Genomic DNA, 21,121 nt, shown 5'->3' on the forward strand with positions numbered 1-21,121 from the left:
TCCTTCCCCTCGAAAAACGGTCGCTGGCGCGCTTTTTGGTCGAACCACTTCTTGATTTTATCGCCCAAAATACCGACAATAGTTTTCAATTTCGCGTTGACAATCCAAAAATCGGTGCTAAACTAGCAATTATTAACAATTGATTAGAACATTAAAAAGTGATGATGAAGTTCAGTAGTGTTGGTCACGACTGTTAGCGAACCCGGTCTAGTGCAAGCGGGTCAGCCACCCCAACATGAACATCCCTTCGGAGCCGTCCACCGAATTCAAGTAAGTGTTCAACCGGGAAGCATCCCGTTATCCGTGCAGTGAATCGCGAGGGTCGCTAGCGCTAAAAGCCTAGTTTAGCGTCGGCGTCTAGGCCCCTTGCCGTTCATGCTAAAGGCGACATTTTTGTCGCGAAAATTAAGGTGGTACCGTGCGAACTGCACCCTTATGGAAGATGTTTTTTTCCATGAGGGTGCTTTTTTTGTTCTCAAACCTTAGATCAATTGTGCTAGGAGGCTTTTCAATGACTCATAAAACTTGGTTAACCACCGCCGCTTTACTGGCCCTGGTCGCGTTAAGCGGCTGCGGCCAGGCATCCGGCCAAACTAAATCACAAGATAAAACTTTGAGCGTGACGCTGGCAAGCGAACCGGCCACGGCCGATCCCAACAAATCTACTGACACCAATAGCGGGAGCGTCATTTCACAAACGATGGAAGGCCTCTACACCTACAATAAGCAAGGCAAGGTCGTCGCAGGCGTTGCCACTAAAATGGTCAAACCTACTAATCAGGGAAAAACGTACACTTTTACCCTGAAGAAAAATGCTAAGTGGGCCAATGGGCAAGCCGTCACGGCTCAGGATTTTGTCACCTCTCTTCGCCGTTGGGTGGACCCAAAAACTAAAGCCCAATATGCCAGTCTCTTAAGCGCCTTTCAGAATTATGATGCTATTCAAAAGGGAAAACTTCCTGCCAGTAAATTAGGCGTTAAAGCATTAAGCAAGACTAAATTACAATTTCAGCTTTCCAAAGCAGTTCCCTATTTTGACGATTTAGTTGCTGGCTACTATCCTCTCAACACTGCTGCCGTCAAGAAATACGGACAAAAATATGGCACCAGCGCTGCCAAAACCGTCAGCAACGGCGCCTATAAGTTAGTCGGTTGGACTGGTAGCAATTCTTCTTGGACTTACGTCAAGAACCCACATTACTGGAATGCTGACAACGTTAAAATCAAACACGTCAAGGTCAGCGTCACCAAAGACGAAACAACAGCCGCTAATCTCTTCAAGAGTGGCAAGATTCAAGAGACCACCGTCAGTGGCGAATACGTCCGAGCCAACGCTAACGATTCACAGCTACACACCCATTTATTAGGACGACTCCAGTACTTATACGTGAATAGCAAAAAAACCAAAACCAGTTCCGAAAACTTACGCCAAGCCATTTCCTACGTCATGAATCGTTCCACATTAACGACCAAGGTACTTCAAGACGGCTCTAAACCCGCCTTAAGCGCCGTTCCTCGGGGGGACCAAGCGAATCCTAAAACTGGGCAGGATATGGCCGCTCAAGTCGGCAACTTACTCCCAACTGACGTCACTAAGGCGAAAGCTTATTGGCAGAAATATCTTAAGGAAACCGGCAAAAGTAAGGTCACTTTGAATCTATTAACCGATGATACTGACGACGATAAGCACGTGGGCACCTATCTACAATCCGTCATGCAGAAAAACTTTAAGGGTCTGACCGTCAACATCACGTCTATCCCCCATGCGCAACACGTCGCACGGGACTTCGCGGGAACCTTTGAATTAAACCTTACCGGTTGGTCCACCAGTTGGTTAGACGCTTCTGACTTCTTAAGCCTCGCCGCTAAAACCAACACCGTAAACTTCACTGGTTGGGACGACGAACAGTTCAACCAACTCCTAGACTCAGCCAATCAAAAGAGTGGCCTAGCGCGCTACAACGGATTAATGGCTGCCGACCAACGCTTAATGGCCGTTAAGGGCTATATTCCCGTTTACCAACCATCCGAAGCAAAATTAGTCTCTAAGGACGTTGGCGGTCTATCCTACTCCCTATTGCATGAAGCTCAGTATAAATACGCTTACTGGAAATAAGCATAGTTTCCGGGGACATCGAGGTGAATCTTCGTCCCCAATCTTTCCTATAAATTGATCACTTAATTCGCTTTATTATTTAGGAGGAACCTTTAATGACTAAAAAAACTTTCTTTAACTTTACCTTATTCGATGGTACTAATGATCAAAACGACGCTGACGCTTGGTTCACTGTTGATACCGAAACTGGTCGCTTAGTTAACCGTGGCCACGGTACTCCCGAAGCCACTGATGAACAAGTCGACTTAAACGGCCAATACGTGATGCCGGGATTCTTTAACGTTCATACGCACGTTTCTGCTAACCCATTAGCTTTAAATGGTAGCGACGATTCCGAATCCGAAACAGCTGTCTTTGCGTGGACCAACCTTCAATCTTTACTCAAGTCAGGGGTCACCTACGTTCGGGGATGTGGTAACGATTACGATGTCGATGTTAAACTGAAAAAGTTACAAAAATCCGGCCAACTGCCCCATACGCCCCACATGTTAACTTCTGGCAAGGCCTTTTCAATGACTGGGGGCCACGGTGATTCCCCTCACGGCGGTCACGCTGTTGATTCGCCTGACGAGATGCGGAAGGCAGTACGAACCGCCTTTAAGAACGGCGCTGAAAGTATCAAGGTTATGGCAACGGGGGGCGTGATGACGCCTAACGATTTCATGGAGGATGCTCAACTTTCAGTCGCTGAAATGCATGTCGCCGTTGAAGAAGCCCACCATAAGCGCCGGGTCGTGGCCGCCCACGCCGAAGGAAATCCTGGTATCCAAAATGCCTTAGATGCCGGTGTGGACTCCATCGAACACGGCTTCTACGTTAACGAACAAGAAGCCCATCAAATGGTTCAACAAGGAACCTACCTCACCCCTACGTTAATCGCTGAATGGGTGATCCCTGAATTTGGTAAGGGTGAATTACCTGACTGGGAAGTTAAGAAGGCTGCTGACGCGTTAGATGACACCTACGTCAATATGCGTCGTGCCTTTAAGTTAGGCGTTAAATTCACCTGCGGCACTGACGCCGGAACACCTTATAACGGGTTCGATAAAACGCCCGAAGAATTTGGTCTCCTCACCAAGTTAGGCATGACTCCCGCCCAAGCCTACCAATGCTCCAGCCTCAATTCCGCCCAACTGCTAGGGGTGGCGGACGACTACGGCACCCTAGAGGTCGGCAAGTTTGCCGATTTCCAGGTCTTAAAAAACGACCCCTTAGCCGATACCGCTAACGTGGTCCAGGCCGATAAACAAGTCTACCTCGGCGGCCACCGCGAATTCTAACCACTAAACCCGACCAGCTACTGGAAACTCCGGTAACTGGTCGGGCTTTTTTGGCTTAATTCAACTATTTTTGCGCGGCACGGGCACGACGGAACAATAACCACCCGTAGTACCCACCGACCAGGCCAATCACGCCGACCGCGCCCCAAATCGTCCGCGGGCCCCACAGCGTCTGCAGGAGCGCCGACACAATGGCACCACCCGTAAAGGCCGCCACCAATTCGAAATAGACCTTGCTGGTCACCAGTTGAGTCGGGTCACTACTCATGCTATACGCGGCGAGCGCACTGGTCGCCTTCTTGAGGTTGCCGGTCGAAAACACGTTATTATACCCGTGACCGGCGATGCTGCCAAAGGCCGTGGTCTGCATGGCCATCACCAGCGCCAACGGGGGCGTCACCATATAATTGGGCACACTAGCCGGTAAGGCCCCCACGACGCCACACACGACCAGTTCCGCCGCCAGGCTCAACAAGCGCCAGTAGTGGGACCGGGGGCGGATATGGTATTCCCAGACGCGGACCGCCATCACCCCCAGCATAAAGGCCAAGACGGTGGCCAGCTTGGTCAACACTCCCGGTAAATTTCGCTGGGCCACGTCGACGCTCAGAAAGATCAGGTTCCCGGTCTGCCCCGCGGCCAACACCCCACCACGTTGCACGAAGGTGTAAGCGTCGATGAAACCGCCAATAAAGGTCAGACCCAAGCCAATCTCGCGAAGCTGAAAAAGTTGTGCGTTCTGATACCGTTCCACGGCGAAGCCTCCCAGTTGTCTGATATCTCCAGCATAGGAAACTTGGCGGCCAAACGCAAGGTCCCGCGCTGGCCCCCGAACTATCTCTTCAATAGCGGTTTTAATGACTTGTTAACGCGCGAATTACCGCCTCAAAGTTATGCACAGAATTGTCCACAAATGTGGATAATTCGCGGAATATAGTGGAAAGTCAGGATTGTATGATTGCATGCAGTTATTTCACTAAACTAACTTTAAAATGTACCATTTATCAGACAAACGATTAGCAGCTTAGACTGCCCCACATTAGTCTGCATATTTAAACTCATCGCCACTAGATTTGGTAGTTTTACCCGAGTTATCCCCTAAATCTGGTAGTTATCCACCGTTTTCTGTGCATAACTCGTGAATTTTGGGGATAAAAAAACGACGCCCGATAAAAGGCGTCGTTTGGTATTACTAGTCTTCGCTGACGAATGGCATTAAGCCCATGATCCGTGAACGCTTGATAGCAATAGTTAACTTACGTTGGTTCTTGGCACTCGTACCAGTAACCCGGCGAGGTAAAATCTTGCCCCGTTCGGAAATGAATCGACGTAATAAGTCAGTGTCTTTGTAATCAATGTATTCGATGTGGTTGGCTGCGATGAAGTCAACCTTACGACGGCGACGGCCGCCACGACGTTGTCCTGCCATGGATAATTCCCTCCTCGTTTAGTGAGTTTTTAGAACGGTAAATCATCGTCGGAAATATCAATCGAGTCCCCAGTATTCGCAAACGGATCGTTGGCATTGCTACCATTGTTGCCGTTAGTGTTCTGGTTGTTCCCGGCCGGCGCACTTGAGGCGGGGTTCGAGTGGTTGTTCGCCTGCGGGCCATTGTTGGCGCCGCTGGTAAACGGATTGTTATTCTGAGTCTGATTATTCTGAGGTGCGTTATTCACAGGAGCGCCGTAATTGTTCCCACCTTGAGGCGCCGCGTTACGATTGCTCGAACGAGGTTCCAAGAAGGAAAAGTTTTCGACGACCACTTCGGTCACGTAGACCCGTTGGCCCTGCTGGTTTTCGTAGTTCCGGGTTTGGATACGGCCTTCGATGCCGACCAAGGACCCTTTATGCATGTATTGGGCAAAATTCTCCGCGGACTTGCGCCAAATCACACAACTAACGAAATCAGCTTCCCGCTCACCTTGCTGGTTGGTGAACCGCCGATCAACGGCCAACGTAAAAGTGGCAACAGCAGCACCGCCTTGGGTGTATCGTAAGTCAACGTCCCGTGTCAGTCGGCCAGTAAGTACTACTCGGTTGATCATTGCTGAATAACTCCTCTCAAATTAAAAGTTAAAGTTAGAATTAGTCTTCGCGCTTAACGATCATATGACGTAAGATATCGCCATTGATCTTGGATAAACGGTCGAATTCGTTCAAAGCTTCGTCATCGTTAGCGTTCAACGTGATAACGTGGTAGATACCTTCGTTGTAACCACCGATTTCGTAAGCAAAACGACGCTTTGACCAGTCTTTCGAACTGATGATTTCTGCACCGTTATCCGTAACGATCTTGTCAAAACGTTCTACCAAAGCAGTCTTAGCAGCGTCGTCAAGATCTGGACGAATGATGTAGGTAATTTCGTATTTCGTAGTTTCCATGAATCGTACACCTCCTTATGGACTTCAGGCCCCCGCCTCTTGTGCGGAAGCAAGGAGAGTCACTAGCGTAAGCCAGATACTCACAAGCTAGTAGTATAGCATAAAAATAATTGCAACGCAAATCGGGGCCGACCGACTGGGCGTGACTGACGATACACCGTTAACTCCGCACGCTTAGCCGGATTTTTTGGCCAACCAGAAATTAACGTTGAAAATCGTTCAAATCGAGGCGGAGTTGGACCCGTTGACTCGCCGTGGCAACCAACTGGTAGGCCACCTGGACGCTGCCCAAGAAATTGACCAACGCACTCAAATCTTGCAGGTGTTGCGGCGTCCAGGTCACCACGCCCTCGAAGGTCCGCCACGAGATATCCATCTGGGCGTGACTCCCCAGTAAAAACTGCAGGGCCGTCTTGATCTCCGTGACCCGCAGATTGGGGATCACTGGTGGCAAGGGCCGACAATCCACGTGGACCTGAAAGGATAAGATCTCCCCCTGCTCGTTTACCAAATCATTGGTGGTAAATCGTTGCTGCCACCGTCCTAATTGATCGAAGAACACGCAAAATTGGGCCACCCGGGTAATGTGTAAGGCTAAATCGATTTCTGCGCCCCGGGTCTGGGCATCCAAGACGGCCGCACTACCTAACGCGGCCACCGCCCACCGTTGAATCTCTGCCGGCGTCATACGCCTCGCCTCCTAATGGCCTCAGTGTAGCCAGCGACTACCGGCAGTGCAAGCGGGGAAAGCCTTTACATAATCAGATAAATATTTAATTGGTTATAACAACGCAAAAGATTGTGCCGGAAGCCCTTCTTGAACTGCCAGACGCGTTACGGTCCCGGCCGAAGGAACGCCGCTCACGGCGGCGGGAACGGCCACCACGTGACCCAACCCCACCAAGGCGCTGGTCACAATCAGCACGACTAATCGCCGCTTGGTGGTCAACGTTAAATTCGTCAATTTCATCGCTCACTTTCCTGATGACTGCCGTATTTTTCACTCGTTGCCCGTAGTCTACTGACCCGACCGGAAAAAGGCCACCCTCACCGGTCGGGCCACGCAATTTTGGACGGCTCGGCTTCCAATTTTAACCCGCGACCATCAAAAAAGCGTCACCCCCCGCGGGGCAACGCTCATTGTAACCAATTAACTTTAATTTTCAGTCGTAGAATCGTCGCTTGGCGCTGGCGTTGCGGTGGCATCAGTGGCGGGTGCCGCTGACTCAGCCTCGGCCGGAGCATCTTGGTCTTGGTCTTCCTTAGCGACCTTGGCCATGGTGGCGACCTTCGCGTCATCGTTCAAGCGAATCAGGTGGACCCCTAAGGTCGCCCGACCCGTTTCGGAAACGTCGGCAACGCTAAAGCGAATCATGACCCCTTTGTTGGTGATCAACATGATGTCTTCGTCACCAGCAACCGTGGTTAGTCCGGCTAACGGGCCGTTCTTGGCACTAACGTTCACCGTCTTGATTCCTTTACCGCCCCGACCCTTGATGGGGTATTCGGTGGCGGCAGTCTGCTTCCCGTAACCCTTTTCGGAAATCACAAAGACGTGATCCGTGGGTTTCAGGACACTGGCGCCAATCACGTAATCGTGGTCGCGCAGACGAATCCCGCGAACCCCGGTTGCCGAACGGCCCATCGACCGCACGTCGGCCGCCGCGAAACTAACCGCGTAACCCAGGTGCGTCCCGATGATCATGTTGGCGTCATCCTTGATGATGGCCACGTTCATGAGTTCGTCGCCGTCCTTGAGGTTTAACGCCTTCAGGCCGTTACTTCGGATGTTGGCGAATTCGTCCACCGGCGTACGCTTGACCGTCCCGTGCACCGTAGTGAAGAACAGATCACTATCGGCGTTTTGGCCCGGATTGGCCACGTTGATGACCGCTTGAACGTGCTCATCGGTGTTGATGCCCAACAGGTTGATGACCGGAATTCCCTTGGCCGAACGCCCGTATTCAGGGATTTCGTACCCCTTCATCCGGTAGACCTTCCCGGTGTTGGTGAAGAACAGGAGCATGTCGTGCGTCGATGTGGCGACTAAGTGTTCGATAAAGTCGTCTTCGTGCACACCCATGCCTTGAACCCCTTTGCCGCCCCGGTTTTGGGCCTTAAATTCGGTCGTAGGCAACCGCTTGATGTAGCCGTTGTGGGTCAAAGACACCACGACGTCTTCTTCGGCGATCAGGTCTTCGTCTTCCAAGCTCAAGACTTCGCCGACCATCAATTCGGTCCGACGCTTGTCGCCAAACTTGTTTTGGATGTCCAGCAGTTCTTGGTAGATGATCTCCTGTTGCCGTTCACGCGACGCCAAGATGGCCTTGTAATCGGTAATGGCCGCTTGTAAGTCCTTGTATTCCTTTTCGACCTTTTCGCGTTCCAAACCGGTCAGACGCACCAACCGCATGTCCAAAATGGCTTGCGATTGTTTGTCGGACAGGCTGAAGCGGGTAATCAATTCGTTCTTGGCGAGTTCGGCCGTCTGGGATTGACGAATGATCGTAATGATCTCGTCGATGTGGTCCAGCGCGATCCGCAACCCTTCCAGGATGTGGGCGCGGGCTTCGGCCTTCTTCAGGTCAAAGGCCGTCCGCCGTTGGATGACTTGCAGCTGGAAGTCCAGGTAGTGTTGCAGGATGGACTTCAGGCCCAAGACCTTCGGCGCGCCATCCACGATGGCCAGCATGTTGATCCCAAAGGACGTCTGCATCAGGGTCATCTTGTACAGGTTGTTCAAAATAACTTCGGCGCTGGCATCCCGGCGGACGTCGACCACGATGCGCATCCCGGTCCGGTCGGATTCATCGTTGACATCGGTGATGCCTTCGATCCGCTTATCACGGGCCAGTTCGGCGATCCGTTCGATCAACTTGGCCTTGTTGACCATGTACGGAATTTCGGTCGCCACGATGCGTTGCTTACCGTTCTTTTCTTCTTCGATGTCGACCTTAGCCCGTAAGGTAATGGTGCCCTTCCCGGTCTCGTAAGCCCGGCGAATAGCGGCCTTGCCCATCACGATTCCCCCGGTTGGGAAATCAGGACCCGGTAAGGCTTCCATTAAGTCGGCCAGCGTGGCATCGGGGTTCTTCATCAGGATGTGCAGCGCACTGATTACTTCCGTCAAGTTGTGCGGCGGAATGTTGGTGGCCATCCCCACGGCGATCCCGGACGCCCCGTTGACTAAGAGGTTCGGGAACCGGGACGGTAAGACCACCGGTTCGCGTTCACTGCCATCGTAGTTATCTTGATAATCGATCGTATCTTTGTTGATGTCGCGCAGCATTTCCAGCGCGATTTTACTCAACCGCGCTTCGGTATACCGCATGGCGGCGGCCCCGTCCCCATCGACGGAGCCGAAGTTCCCGTGACCGTCCACTAACATGTAGCGGTACGAGAAATCTTGGGCCATCCGCACCATGGATTCGTAAACCGCGGTATCCCCGTGGGGGTGATACTTCCCTAAAACGTCACCGACCACCCGGGCCGATTTCCGGAAGGGTTTGTCGGGCGTAATCCCCAGTTCGTGCATATCGTACAGGATCCGCCGGTGCACCGGCTTGAGTCCGTCCCGAACGTCGGGAAGGGCCCGGGCCACAATGACACTCATCGCGTAATCCAAGAAGGAACTGCGCATGGTTTGCGACAGGTCCACGTCGGTAATTCGCGTATGGGTCAAATCTTGATCAGCCAAATTTTTATCCTCCGTTCCTACTTCCGTGTGCCAACCGCCGAACTAAGCTCGACGGTCCTTCGTGTGCCGGTTAAACGTCCAGGTCGGCGAAGGTGGCGTTGTCTTCAATAAATTCACGCCGGGGCGCAACTTTGTCCCCCATCAGCATGCTGAAGACTTGATCGGCGTTGATGGCGTCGTTAGCGTCCACCCGTAAGAGTCGCCGGTTGTCCGGATTCATCGTGGTTTCCCACAATTGTTCCGCGTCCATTTCACCTAACCCTTTGTACCGTTGAATCTGCGGCTTCGGTGATGGGGAAAGTTGTCCCAAGACTTCCTTGAGTTCCTCTTCGGAATCAATGTAGCGTTGGTACTTCCCTTGCCGAATCCGGTACAGGGGCGGCTGGGCAATGTAGACGAAGCCCGCGTCCAGTAACGGCCGCATGTAACGGTAGATCAACGTTAACAACAGGGTCCGAATGTGGGCACCGTCGACATCGGCATCGGTCATGATGATTAACTTGTGGTAGTTGGCCTTGGCGACGTCAAAGTCGTCCCCGAAGCCGGTCCCCATGGCCGTGAACAGCGAGCGAATTTCTTCGTTGGCGAGGATCCGGTCCATCGAGGCCTTTTCCACGTTCAAAATCTTCCCCCGAATTGGGAGAATAGCTTGCGTCAACCGGGAGCGACCTTGCTTGGCCGACCCACCGGCGGAGTCCCCTTCGACGATGAAGAGTTCCGAAATTTCCGGGTCCTTGGAGGTGTTGTCCGCCAATTTTCCGGGCAGGTTACTGATTTCCAGCCCACTCTTCTTCCGGGTCACTTCCCGGGCACGTTTAGCGGCGACCCGGGCCTTGGAGGCTAAGGTCCCTTTATCCACAATTTTGCGGGCCACGTCGGGGTGTTCCATCAGAAAACGCATGAAGTGGTCGGCAAAGGTGTGGTCCACGGCCGTCCGGGCGTCGGAGTTCCCCAACTTGGTCTTGGTCTGGCCTTCGAACTGCGGGTTCGGGTGCTTGACCGAGACCACGGCGGTGAGGCCTTCACGGACGTCATCCCCGGTCAGGTTGGCTTCGTTATCCTTCATCAGCTTGTTTTGCCGGGCGTAATCGTTCACCACCCGCGTCAAAGCGCGCTTGAAGCCTTCCTCGTGGGTCCCCCCTTCGTAGGTGTGAATGTTGTTGGTAAACGTCAGGAGGTTGTTGTGGTAGTCGTCGGTGTATTGCAGGGCAACTTCCACGGTGATGCCGTTTTCCTGACCTTCCACGTAAATTGGGGGTTCAAATAACGTGGTCTTATTTTCGTTGAGATAGTCGACGTAGTGGCGAATCCCACCTTCATAGTGGAAATCTTCTTCCGTCGGTGTTTCTGGCCGTTCGTCACGGATCGTGATGCGCAGGCCCTTGTTTAAGAAGGCTAGTTCGCGGATCCGCGTGGTCAGCGTTTTAATGTCGTAGGTCGTGGTTTCCCGGAAAATATCGGGATCCGGCAGGAAGTGCACGATGGTGCCGTGCTTTTCCTCCGGTAAGCCGGTTTCCGTGATGTGCATCGGCGTTTTGACGTGGCCGCGAGTAAAGTCCATCGCGTACCGCTTACCGCCCCGAATGACTTGCACGTCTAATTCGGTGGATAAGGCGTTCACGACGGAAGCCCCGACCCCGTGCAGTCCACCGGAGACCTTGTACCCGCCACCGCCGAACTTACCGCCGGCGTGCAGGATGGTGAAGACCGTTTCCAGCGCGGGTTTGCCCGTCTTCTTCTGGATGTCTACCGGAATTCCCCGGCCGTTATCGGTCACGGTGATGCTGTTGTCTTTTTCGACCGTCACGTGAATGGCGTCGGCAAAGCCCGCCAAGGCTTCATCGATCCCGTTATCCACAATTTCCCAGACCAAATGGTGAAGTCCTTGGGAACTCGTGGTCCCGATGTACATCCCGGGACGCTTGCGGACCGCTTCCAGACCCTCTAGGACCTGGATTTGGCTGGCATCATATTCACGGGCACGTTCTTCCTTGGTTTCATTTTCGTTTTCAGCCACAGTCTAATCCTCCTTACAGACTACTCAGCCGGCGTTGAACCGCTCGACTCATCGGCCACCACGGACCCGGCACTGACGTGAAAAATCGTCGGGTCCTTGATCAACTGACGGGTGATCCCGCTCAAGCTGGTGGTGGTTATAAACGTTTGGACTTTGTCCTGAATGGCGGTCAACAGGTGAGTTTGCCGCGCATCGTCCAGTTCGGACAGGACGTCATCCAGTAATAGGACCGGGTATTCCCCGGTCTCAGCCTTCATTAACTCAATTTCTGCCAATTTGACACTCAACGCCGTGGTCCGTTGCTGGCCCTGCGACCCGAACGTCTGCACGTTCTTGTCGTTGACTTGAAACCGCAAATCATCGCGGTGCGGCCCAATCAGCGTGGTGCCTTGATAGAGTTCCTTGTCACGTTGCTTCTGATAGAGCGCCGTTAGCGCATCACAGATGGTCTTGGGATCGCCTAACGCTGACTCGGCCACCTGCGTCGCGTAGTGAAAGGTTAGGGTTTCTCGGTGCTGGGAGATCTCAGCGTGAATCGACTGGGCCCACTGCTCCAAACGGTGCAAGAGGACCAGTCGTTGATGAATAATGTCGGCGCCGTACGCCGCGAGTTGGTCGGTCAACACGTCGAGCAGGAGCAGGTCGTGTTGGCGGTGGTGCTGTAAATCCTTTAGGTACTGGTTGCGTTGCTTGAGCAACGTCCGGTACTGACTCAGGTTGTACAGGTACCGCGGGTTCATCTGGCCAAATTCCATGTCCATGAACCGCCGGCGCACGGTCGGGGCGCCCTTGACGATCGCCAAGTCTTCCGGCGCAAATAAAATCACGTTGAGCTGACCCACATACTGGGAGAGGCGGGCCTGTTCTAAGTGATTGATTTTAGCGCGTTTGCCTTGACGCGAAAAAGTCAGCTCCAAAGGCGTCGTGCCGCTAGCCTTGACCACCCGACCACTGACCCGGGCCGTCTTGGCCTGCCAGTTAATCAGATCATGATCGTTAGCCGTGCGGTGGCTGCGCGTCAGGGCCAAGGCGTAGATGGCCTCTAAGAGGTTGGTCTTGCCCTGGGCGTTTTCCCCCAGTAGGACGTTGATGCCCTGACCCAGCTGTAAATCCGCCGACGCGTAATTCCGAAAATTTTGGAGCTGCAACTCTTGCAAATACATTATTCACCCTGCTTTGAGCGTATAAAAAATAATCCGGCATCAGGTACGGCAATGCTATCGCCCGGGTACAGCTTCCGGCCGCGCCGGTTATCCGGCTCGTCGTTCACCATCACGGTGTTTTCCCGCAAGTACCACTTGGCTTGACCACCCGTACTGATAATGGATTCTTCCTTGAGCATCTGACCTAGTGTGATGTAGGGCGTCTCAATGAAAATTGCTTTTTTCACAACTTCACCCCTTCATTTTCTTTACTTATATTATACCGCTTTTGGGCAAAAAGTACAGATTCACCGCCTGATTTCGGCGTTTTAAGCCCGCTATTAGCATTTTTGATATTTTTGCCAAAAAGCGGGTAAATCTGCTCAGAAACCGAAACAGCGCCATATGACCAAAATAAGCCGATTTTTAGGCGATTTTCAGCGTGAAACCGTTTGTGAAAAAGTTGCGCCCGCAATTTGGGGATTTTTCACGATGTAAATCGTTAAACTTTGAGCGGCCACCGGTCAAAATGAAAATTGATTTGAAAACCGAATCAGCGATTGAAAGCTTCTGAAACCACTGGTCAGTAGTCACGCCATCATCGGCTCGAAGCACCGGGGCGGATTTCCCCAGAAAGACCGAGTTATCCCCGCCAAAGGTGGATAACTTGGGGCTAGGCACAAGACTGCACCTTAATGGTCCCCAGCTTTCCCCAGTTGACCGGGACTTATCCCCAAATTGTGCGTAACTCCGGGGATAACTTTGGCGTCTCAGCCCAAGTGGCCCAAGGGGTAACGCCAATTCCGGTCAGGTGGCCTAAAAATTAGGCAACGCTCCGTGGTGTTCGTTTTTTGGCGTTAATTTTCCCCAGTTATCCCCCATTTACGCCCAAATTTAACGGCCTAAAGGCAAAAAAAGTGAGCCACCACGCTGGGTGACTCACTTGATTTAATTTCAGTTGCGGTTATCCCCAATTCCGAGAACTGACCGGGGATTGGGGCGGGACTTATCCCCGCCAGACCGCGGTTATCCCCATTTATGGTGGATAACTTTAGAACGTCCGCACTGGCGTGATCAGCTGGATAAAATTGCTGGTATCTTCGGTTGGGACTAAGGTGAACGGCCGCAACGGTGACGTGAACGCCACGCGAATCGCGGTTTGCCCGAAGGAGCGTAAGGCGTCCTTCATGTAATCTGGGTTGAAGGAAATTTCCAGGTCGGCCCCGTCCATATCCTTAGGGGTCAATTCTTCTTCAACGTTCCCGACATCCGGGGAATTACTGAAGATTGTGACCGCCTTGGTGTCCGGCTTTAAGGTCAACTTCACCACGTTGTTCCGCGATTCGTGGGATAGCAGTGAAGCCCGTTCCACGGCCGCCAACAATTCGGGTGCTTCGATTTCCACCGTGGTCGACGCCGTCTTAGGAATCAACCGCGAGGTATCGGGGTAGTTGCCTTCCAGCAACCGGGAGTAAAACGAGGTGTCCCCCAGCAAAAACAGAACTTGGTTTTCGGAGAACTGCATCTTCACGTCATCGTCTTCGTCACCGATCATCCGGGAAAGTTCGGTCAAACTCTTCCCGGGAATGATGACGTCGAAGTTGGCGTTCGTTGGCGTCGGCAACTCGATCTGCCGTTGGCTTAACCGGTGACTATCGGTCGCGACTGCCAGGAATTGATTGTCGTTTAAGACGAAATGAACCCCGGTCAAGATTGGGCGACTTTCTTGGGTCGACACCGCAATGACGGTTTGGCTGATCAATTCCTTGAACACGGCCCCCGAAAGGACCACGGAATCCTCCGCGTCGACTTCTGGTAAGTGTGGATAGTTGTTGGCGTCTTGGCCGTTGATGTTAAAGGCGGCGGACCCGGACGTGATTTCGGTCTGGAACCCGTCCTTGACCGTGACCGTCATGGTCTTTTCGGGCAACCGCTTCACGATTTCACTGAAGAAGTGCGCGGTCAAAACGATGGCCCCGTTGTCCTCAATGGTCAACCCGTTATCGGGATCATCGGCCCGAATCAAGGTTTCAATCGAAATATCGGCGTTGGACCCGGTCAGTAGTAAACCGGCGTCACTGGCCACGATCTTCAGGCCTGTCAAAATGGGAATCGTGGTTTTAGATGAAATGGCCCGGGACACGTTATTGAGTTCCTTCACGAAAGCTGCCCGGTTAATCGTAAATTGCATACGGAATGACACTCCTTTTTTGATAGTCTCCTTGGAGACCAGGGTTTAACTTAATTAAAAGAAAAAACAGTAGTCGTAGTAGACCGGTGGATAATGTGGATAATCGTGCGGAACATAGAGCCCGTAAGCTTATCCACCTGTGGAAAACTTGTGGATAACCAGTGGACTTTTGTGGTGGTTATCCACACACCCCTTTCCGGGGATAAGTCTATCATACACTAACGGCAACCAAAAAGACCGTGGGGACGTCTGTGCAACGCCAGCTAACTGGCGACGCCGGAACGGTCTTAGTGGCGTAATTCTTCCTTGAGATCGGCGATATCTTTTTGCAGCTCGGAATCATCTTTGAGCGACGCCGCGATTTTATCGTAGGCGTGGATCACGGTGGTGTGGTCCTTACCGCCAAATTCGTTCCCGATGCGTGGCAAGGATGAGTCGGTCAGTTCCCGGGATAAGTACATGGCAATCTGGCGTGGAATCACGATGGCCTTCTTGCGTTTCTTCCCCTTCAGGTCCTTGAGCGACACGTCAAAGTAGCGGGCCACGCAGTCCTGAATGGTCGGAATCGTCAGGGTGGCCTCGTTATGTGCGAGGTTCAAGCCCTTGAGCGCTTCGGCGGCCAAATCGGTGGTGATCGGCCGGCGCATCAAGCGGTGATAGGCTTGCACGCGGGCCAGGGCACCCTCGAGTTCGCGCACGTTGGAGTCGATTTGCCCGGCAATGTAACTCAGCGTGTCGTCGGGAATATCGACCTGGTCGGCATCCGCTTTGTTGCGCAGGATGGCGATCCGCGTTTCGAGGTCCGGCGGGGTGATATCCACGGAGAGGCCCCAAGCGAACCGGGACACTAAGCGGTCCTGCAGCTTGGGAATCTCGTTGGGTAAGCGGTCGGAGGTCAAAACGATCTGTTTGCCTTCATCATATAAGGCGTTAAATGTATGGAAGAATTCTTCTTGCGTTCCTTCCTTATTAGCGAAGAACTGAATATCATCGACGAGTAGTAGGTCGACGTTACGGTACTCCTGTCGAAACTTTTCCTGCGTCCGGGTCTGAATCGCGTTAATAAAGTCGTTCGTGAAGGCCTCGCTGGTCACGTACTTCACTTTCGTTGCGGGATGGTCCTCCAGCATTTTGTTGCCAATGGCGTGCATCAAGTGGGTCTTGCCCAACCCGACGCCCCCGTAGAAGAACAGTGGATTGTACATCACACCGGGTTCTTCGGAGACCACCAAAGCGGCGGCGTGGGCCATTTGGTTGCCCTTGCCGATGACGAAAGTATCGAACGTGTAGCGGGGGTTCAAGGTCGTTTCCTTCATAAAAGTGGGCGTGGGTTCACGCGTCGCTTCAGCGGGGGCGTCGGCGGCGTGGGCCTTTAAGGTGGCCTGCTGTTGCCGTTCCCCTTCCAGGATTAACACGGGTTGAACGTCTTCATGGGTGGCTTGATAAGCGTATTCGACCAGTTGCTGGTCCAGGTGTTGATTGGTCCAGTAGTCGCGGTGCAGCGGTGACGGGAGTTCCAACGTCAATTTATTCCCCACCAGGGAAATCGGCTTGGCAGACGCGATCCAAGTCGCATAGGACGTCTTGGAGTAGCTCTGTTTGAACGACTCTTGGATATCAGTCCATAAAGTTGACATATCTGGCACTAATGGGATCCCCCTAAAATACAAATTTGATGACGGTCCCAGCGATCCGCTAAACGGGACCGGTGGAAAACGTATATTCAGTGTAGCATGAAGAAAAAAAGTTTTCCACAGGTAAATGGACCCTGTGACTAATTGTTTCACACCAAGTTCATAACAGTTATCCACAGGATGCTGATTTCTGTGGATTTAGAAAGTTATTCCCAGTTATCCACAACACTAAAAAGCTGGGAAACATTATTCTACTGCGTGTTTCACAAGTTATCCACATTTTCGACAAACTGAAAAATTGCGAAATTCACACGCTGTGAAACTGGGGATAAACCGGTGAGCAAGTCCGGGATAACTTTTTGAGCCTCCCCGGGTTATCCACAGTAAATGTGTATGAAACAACTTTAATCGGGGGAGAACTTTTTGCTGGAAATCGTAACTTCTGGTTTTCATTCTGGTCGTTTTATGCTAATATGGTCAAGAAATGCATTTAGTCTGTTCGACCTTGTGTCGGGCAACCAATCAAAAACTTGATATAAAGGAGGTGTCACGATGAAGCGCACTTACCAACCAAAGAAGCGTCACCGTTCACGTGTACACGGTTTCCGCAAACGGATGAGTACTAGTAACGGCCGTCACGTCTTAGCACGTCGCCGTCAAAAGGGACGTAAAGTATTGTCTGCATAGGCCGCTGAGGGTTCAGTGGTCTTTTTATTTTATCTGAGTCGGTACTGGGACCCCAATGCCCCTCGGACTGTTTGTGCCAGTCAGCCGACTGGTCGTCAATTCTGATCATTAAGATCGTGAAAATTTTGGAGATGCTCCATGCGAAAATCTTACCGCATTAAGAAAGAAGCGGAATTTCAGCAGGTCTTTGAAACCAGAAATTCGGTCGCTAATCGGCAGTTTGTGGTGTATTCAATGGCCAAGCCAGGGCAAAAGCATTTTCGGGTCGGCGTGTCCGTCGGCAAGAAGATTGGGAATGCCGTGCACCGCAACTGGGTCAAACGGCGAATTCGCCAGAGCCTTCTCGAGTTAAAACCCTTCTTGAAACAAGACGTGGATTTTCTCGTGATCGCCCGGCCTAGAGCAGACGGGATTTCCATGGCGGATGCCAAGCAGAGTATGATTCACGTACTCAAGTTGGCGCAACTGCTAGATTCCAACTATAGCGAGGAATAACTGTGAAAAAGTACAGACGTACCCTACTGATGTTAGGTATCGTGAGCCTGGTGTTCATTCTCTCCGCTTGTAGTAATAAACCAATCACCAATCAAAGCACGGGGATTTGGGACGGCCTGATCGTCTTAAACTTCTCGCGGGCGATTATCTGGTTGGCGCATTTCTTCGGCAACAGTTACGGGATGGGGATTATCCTCTTTACCATTATCATCCGGATTATCCTTTTGCCGTTAATGATCTTCCAAACGCGCAGCATGCGGAAGACCCAGGAGATTCAACCCAAGGTCAAGGCCTTACAAAAGAAATATTCATCTAAGGACCGGGAAACGGTCCAAAAATTACAAGCTGAACAGCAAAAGCTGTACTCCGAAGCGGGAATTAACCCGTTGATGGGGTGCTTACCAGCCCTGGTTCAATTGCCCATTATCTGGGCGCTGTACCAAGCCATCTGGCGGACCGCGATTCTGCGGTCGGGGAGCTTCTTGTGGTTACAATTGGGCCACAAGGACCCGTACTTCATCCTGCCAGTCCTCGCGGCATTAGCCACGATGGCCAGTTCCTGGTTAACGACTAAGTCGGCGCCAGAAACCAGCTCGATGAACACCATGATGGTCTTCGGGATGCCGGTGGTGGTCTTCTTCACCGCCTTAAACGTGCCGTCGTCCCTGTCACTGTACTGGACGATTTCCTACGTGTTCCAAGTGGGGCAAACCCTCTTGATTCAAAACCCGTGGAAGATCCAAGCCGAACGTGACAAAAAAGAAAAAGCCGAAGCCGACCACGAACGGGCCGTTCGCCGCGCCATTCGTAAGGCTAAGCAAAGTCGTCGTAAATAAGACACAACATTAAATGCATTTTAAACCGCTGGGCTGTTAAAGCTTGAGCGGTTTTTTTAGGCTTAAGGAGGGGTTGGGGATAACTCGCCACCCGATTTTTCTCAAAAGTTATCCACCGGGGGATAACGCAGTTTGCGTTGGGGTGCCGTTTTTATCTGCCGTTATTGGGGGAGAATGGTATACTAACAAATGACTGAAACGTAGAACGGAGGAAACACCATGACGATCTTTACGGGGAAAACGGAAGCAGCCGCCATCACGGCGGGATTGAACGCGCTCAACGCCACGCGCGAACAGGTGACGGTCCAGGTCGTGGCCGCCGCACGGAAGGGGTGGCTGGGAATCGGCCGGCGTGACGCCCAGGTCGACGTCCAACTTAAGGCCCCGGCTGCGGCGGACGCCCAACCGACTAGCGCCGCCCCTCAGCCCCCAACCAGTGCGGCAGCGGCGGTCACGAGTACCGCTAGTGCTGCACCACGGGAGACGGCGACCGCCACGCCAGCGGCGCACTCAGCCCAACCGGCTCAGTCCGCGCAAAACAGTGCGCAACGGCAGGCCGCCATTACCGCGGTGGCCGATTACGTCAGCACCATTGTCGCGCAACTCGGCATCCAGGCCACCGTGGACGTCCAACAACCGGCTCGCCGGCAGGTCCGTTTGGAACTCGCCACCGACAAGGAAGGCTTGCTGATCGGAAAGCACGGGCGGACCATCAACGCCCTACAGAGTTTGGCGCAACTCTTCTTGAACCATCACGGCGCGGCGCACGTCATCGTCGAACTCGACGTGGCCGACTATCGCGAACGGCGCCGCACGACGCTGGCTCGGTTGGCCGAAAACACGGCGCGCGAGGTCGTGGCGTCCGGCAAGCCGATCTATCTAGACCCGATGCCGTCGTTTGAACGTAAGCAGATTCACGCGGCCCTGGCGAAGAACCGCCACGTGACCACGTATTCGGCGGGGAAGGAACCGCACAGAGCCGTGGTAATTGAACCGGCTTAGGCGTCGGGATTGACAAATCGCGTAAAGCACCTTATAGTGAAGACAATCATTCTTATCAAGTTTACGATAAAGTAGTGAAAGTACTTTATCCACGTCTGTTAGGTGGCGTGGAGTGGGTGCTTTTTTTTATGGCGTTAAATGACACGCCAGGGTCGTAACTTGAACAAGTAAAGGGAGGATCAGCATGGCAACGACCACGGAATTTGATACGATCGCCGCGATTTCGACCCCACCTGGTGAGGGCGGGATCGCGATCATCCGGTTAAGCGGTGAAGCCGTTTTTGAGGTGATCGAGAAGTTGTTTAAGGGTAAGGACTTGCGCCAAGTCGCCAGTCACACCATTAACTACGGGCACATCTACGACCCGGAAACCGGTGAGGAAGTCGACGAAGTCATGGTGTCGGTAATGCGGGCACCCAAGACCTATACCAAAGAAGATATTATTGAAATCAATTGTCACGGGGGCATCGTCGCCACCAACCGGATCTTACAGTTGTGCCTCAGTTACGGTGCCCGGTTGGCCGAACCCGGTGAATACACCAAGCGCGCCTTTCTGAACGGCCGGATTGATTTATCGCAAGCCGAAGCCGTGATGGACCTGATTCGGGCCAAGACCGACAAGTCCATGAAGGTCGCTTTAGACCAGCTGGACGGCGATCTGTCGCACCTGATTCGACACCTGCGCCAAGACATCTTGGATGCATTGGCCCAGGTCGAGGTCAACATCGACTACCCTGAATACGACGACGTTGAGACCATGACCACTAAGATGTTGTTGGAAAAGGCCACCGAAGTGCAGGCCCAGATCAAGACCCTGTTGGCCACGGCCAAACAGGGCAAGGTCCTGCGCGACGGGTTGGCGACCGCCATCGTGGGGCGGCCCAACGTGGGGAAGAGCAGTCTGCTCAACCACCTCTTGCACGAAGACAAGGCCATCGTGACCGACGTGGCCGGGACCACCAGAGACGTGATCGAAGAATACGTGAACGTCAAGGGTGTGCCGTTGAAATTGATCGACACCGCCGGGATTCGCAAGACCGACGATAAGGTTGAAAAAATCGGAGTCGAACGGTCGCGTAAGGCCATCAACACCGCCGATTTGGTGATGTTGGTCTTAAACGCTAGTGAACCGTTGACCGCCGAAGACCGCGAGCTATTGACCGCTACGGCGGACACGCAGCGCATTTTGATTTTGAACAAGACCGACCTGCCGCAGAAGCTCGACTTAGCAGCGGTCAAGGCCGCGGCGGGGGACAGCCCGTTGATCGAAACCTCGATTTTGAAACGTACGGGGATGGACCAGCTGGAAAGCACCATCGCCCACCTGTTCTTCGACGAGGGCATCGAGTCCAGCCAAAACACCGTGATGGTCACGAACGCCCGCCACATCGGCTTGTTGCATCAGGCCAGCGCGGCGTTAGACGACGTCAAGCACGGGATCGCCGTGGGGATGCCGGTGGACCTGGTGCAGATCGACATGACGCGCGCGTGGGACCTCCTGGGTGAAATCACCGGGGACAGTTACCAAGACGAGCTGCTCGATCAACTGTTCAGTCAGTTCTGTTTGGGCAAATAGGTTATCCACCTGTGGACAACTTTTGACTAGTGCCAGCTAGATTGGCGCAATTATCCCCTTGTGGA

Annotated in this window: 19 protein-coding genes; 7 read left to right on the forward strand and 12 right to left on the reverse strand. The window is 52.9% G+C overall.

Annotated features, from left to right (window positions below; all coding sequences use genetic code 11):
• The first annotated feature begins 511 nt into the window (after window positions 1–511).
• Both FD38_RS07680 and FD38_RS07685 read left to right on the forward strand, forming a co-directional pair.
• Window positions 512–2,116: a peptide ABC transporter substrate-binding protein gene (locus FD38_RS07680; protein ID WP_057732945.1), complete on the forward strand. Its 1,605-nt coding sequence runs from the start codon at window positions 512–514 to the stop codon at window positions 2,114–2,116.
• Between the two features lie 95 nt (window positions 2,117–2,211).
• Window positions 2,212–3,396, forward strand: coding sequence for a metal-dependent hydrolase family protein (locus tag FD38_RS07685; RefSeq protein ID WP_057732947.1), 1,185 nt, complete (start codon window positions 2,212–2,214; stop codon window positions 3,394–3,396).
• Between the two features lie 64 nt (window positions 3,397–3,460).
• Here the strand turns inward: FD38_RS07685 and FD38_RS07690 are convergent, their stop codons facing one another.
• From FD38_RS07690 to dnaA, 12 genes are all read right to left on the reverse strand, one after another.
• On the reverse strand, window positions 3,461–4,150 hold the full coding sequence (locus FD38_RS07690) for a YoaK family protein (protein ID WP_057732949.1): 690 nt from the start codon (window positions 4,148–4,150) through the stop codon (window positions 3,461–3,463).
• A gap of 438 nt (window positions 4,151–4,588) precedes the next feature.
• Window positions 4,589–4,825, reverse strand: coding sequence for a 30S ribosomal protein S18 (gene rpsR, locus FD38_RS07695; protein WP_045807732.1), 237 nt, complete (start codon window positions 4,823–4,825; stop codon window positions 4,589–4,591).
• A 29-nt stretch (window positions 4,826–4,854) separates the two neighbouring features.
• Window positions 4,855–5,442, reverse strand: a complete 588-nt coding sequence (gene ssb / locus FD38_RS07700; protein WP_057732951.1) for a single-stranded DNA-binding protein — start codon at window positions 5,440–5,442, stop codon at window positions 4,855–4,857.
• Between the two features lie 40 nt (window positions 5,443–5,482).
• Window positions 5,483–5,779, reverse strand: coding sequence for a 30S ribosomal protein S6 (gene rpsF, locus FD38_RS07705; RefSeq protein WP_057732953.1), 297 nt, complete (start codon window positions 5,777–5,779; stop codon window positions 5,483–5,485).
• 202 nt (window positions 5,780–5,981) lie between these two features.
• Window positions 5,982–6,467: a hypothetical protein gene (locus FD38_RS07710; RefSeq protein WP_057732955.1), complete on the reverse strand. Its 486-nt coding sequence runs from the start codon at window positions 6,465–6,467 to the stop codon at window positions 5,982–5,984.
• Between the two features lie 93 nt (window positions 6,468–6,560).
• A complete protein-coding gene (locus FD38_RS07715) occupies window positions 6,561–6,749 on the reverse strand; it encodes a hypothetical protein (RefSeq protein WP_057732957.1) in 189 nt (62 codons plus the stop codon).
• 186 nt (window positions 6,750–6,935) lie between these two features.
• A complete protein-coding gene (gene gyrA, locus FD38_RS07720; RefSeq protein WP_057732959.1) occupies window positions 6,936–9,476 on the reverse strand; it encodes a DNA gyrase subunit A in 2,541 nt (846 codons plus the stop codon).
• A gap of 70 nt (window positions 9,477–9,546) precedes the next feature.
• Window positions 9,547–11,493: a DNA topoisomerase (ATP-hydrolyzing) subunit B gene (gyrB, locus tag FD38_RS07725; protein WP_057732961.1), complete on the reverse strand. Its 1,947-nt coding sequence runs from the start codon at window positions 11,491–11,493 to the stop codon at window positions 9,547–9,549.
• Between the two features lie 20 nt (window positions 11,494–11,513).
• Window positions 11,514–12,656, reverse strand: coding sequence for a DNA replication/repair protein RecF (gene recF, locus FD38_RS07730; protein WP_057732963.1), 1,143 nt, complete (start codon window positions 12,654–12,656; stop codon window positions 11,514–11,516).
• On the reverse strand, window positions 12,656–12,883 hold the full coding sequence (yaaA, locus tag FD38_RS07735; protein WP_057732964.1) for a S4 domain-containing protein YaaA: 228 nt from the start codon (window positions 12,881–12,883) through the stop codon (window positions 12,656–12,658). Before yaaA ends, recF begins: the two co-directional genes overlap by 1 nt.
• 803 nt (window positions 12,884–13,686) lie before the next feature.
• Complete coding sequence (gene dnaN / locus FD38_RS07740) at window positions 13,687–14,826, reverse strand: DNA polymerase III subunit beta (protein WP_057732966.1); 1,140 nt, start codon at window positions 14,824–14,826, stop codon at window positions 13,687–13,689.
• A 287-nt stretch (window positions 14,827–15,113) separates the two neighbouring features.
• On the reverse strand, window positions 15,114–16,472 hold the full coding sequence (dnaA, locus tag FD38_RS07745; protein ID WP_057732968.1) for a chromosomal replication initiator protein DnaA: 1,359 nt from the start codon (window positions 16,470–16,472) through the stop codon (window positions 15,114–15,116).
• A gap of 540 nt (window positions 16,473–17,012) precedes the next feature.
• Here dnaA and rpmH point away from each other — a divergent pair.
• The 5 genes from rpmH (at window position 17,013) to mnmE (ending at window position 21,056) form a co-directional block, all read left to right on the forward strand.
• Complete coding sequence (rpmH, locus tag FD38_RS12605; RefSeq protein ID WP_083484058.1) at window positions 17,013–17,147, forward strand: 50S ribosomal protein L34; 135 nt, start codon at window positions 17,013–17,015, stop codon at window positions 17,145–17,147.
• Between the two features lie 138 nt (window positions 17,148–17,285).
• On the forward strand, window positions 17,286–17,642 hold the full coding sequence (gene rnpA / locus FD38_RS07750; protein ID WP_057732970.1) for a ribonuclease P protein component: 357 nt from the start codon (window positions 17,286–17,288) through the stop codon (window positions 17,640–17,642).
• 2 nt (window positions 17,643–17,644) lie between these two features.
• Window positions 17,645–18,478 (forward strand): YidC/Oxa1 family membrane protein insertase, encoded by an 834-nt coding sequence (locus FD38_RS07755; protein ID WP_186811335.1) that lies wholly within the window; start codon window positions 17,645–17,647, stop codon window positions 18,476–18,478.
• 219 nt (window positions 18,479–18,697) lie between these two features.
• A complete protein-coding gene (jag, locus tag FD38_RS07760) occupies window positions 18,698–19,480 on the forward strand; it encodes an RNA-binding cell elongation regulator Jag/EloR (protein ID WP_057732974.1) in 783 nt (260 codons plus the stop codon).
• A gap of 184 nt (window positions 19,481–19,664) precedes the next feature.
• Entirely contained in the window at window positions 19,665–21,056 is a 1,392-nt protein-coding gene (gene mnmE / locus FD38_RS07765; RefSeq protein ID WP_057732976.1) for a tRNA uridine-5-carboxymethylaminomethyl(34) synthesis GTPase MnmE, read from the forward strand.
• Window positions 21,057–21,121 lie beyond the last annotated feature (65 nt).

Source organism: Levilactobacillus zymae DSM 19395, from assembly GCF_001434115.1.
Classification (GTDB): domain Bacteria; phylum Bacillota; class Bacilli; order Lactobacillales; family Lactobacillaceae; genus Levilactobacillus; species Levilactobacillus zymae.

What these genes read in the sequence shown, in the direction of transcription:
- FD38_RS07715 (WP_057732957.1), bottom strand. Translation starts at nt 6,749, where the DNA reads ATGAAATTGACGAATTTAACGTTGACCACCAAGCGGCGATTAGTCGTG.
- recF (WP_057732963.1), bottom strand. Translation starts at nt 12,656, where the DNA reads ATGTATTTGCAAGAGTTGCAGCTCCAAAATTTTCGGAATTACGCGTCG.
- jag (WP_057732974.1), top strand. Translation starts at nt 18,698, where the DNA reads ATGACGATCTTTACGGGGAAAACGGAAGCAGCCGCCATCACGGCGGGA.
- rpsR (WP_045807732.1), bottom strand. Translation starts at nt 4,825, where the DNA reads ATGGCAGGACAACGTCGTGGCGGCCGTCGCCGTCGTAAGGTTGACTTC.
- rpmH (WP_083484058.1), top strand. Translation starts at nt 17,013, where the DNA reads ATGAAGCGCACTTACCAACCAAAGAAGCGTCACCGTTCACGTGTACAC.
- rnpA (WP_057732970.1), top strand. Translation starts at nt 17,286, where the DNA reads ATGCGAAAATCTTACCGCATTAAGAAAGAAGCGGAATTTCAGCAGGTC.
- ssb (WP_057732951.1), bottom strand. Translation starts at nt 5,442, where the DNA reads ATGATCAACCGAGTAGTACTTACTGGCCGACTGACACGGGACGTTGAC.
- mnmE (WP_057732976.1), top strand. Translation starts at nt 19,665, where the DNA reads ATGGCAACGACCACGGAATTTGATACGATCGCCGCGATTTCGACCCCA.
- rpsF (WP_057732953.1), bottom strand. Translation starts at nt 5,779, where the DNA reads ATGGAAACTACGAAATACGAAATTACCTACATCATTCGTCCAGATCTT.
- FD38_RS07710 (WP_057732955.1), bottom strand. Translation starts at nt 6,467, where the DNA reads ATGACGCCGGCAGAGATTCAACGGTGGGCGGTGGCCGCGTTAGGTAGT.
- FD38_RS07680 (WP_057732945.1), top strand. Translation starts at nt 512, where the DNA reads ATGACTCATAAAACTTGGTTAACCACCGCCGCTTTACTGGCCCTGGTC.
- FD38_RS07685 (WP_057732947.1), top strand. Translation starts at nt 2,212, where the DNA reads ATGACTAAAAAAACTTTCTTTAACTTTACCTTATTCGATGGTACTAAT.
- dnaN (WP_057732966.1), bottom strand. Translation starts at nt 14,826, where the DNA reads ATGCAATTTACGATTAACCGGGCAGCTTTCGTGAAGGAACTCAATAAC.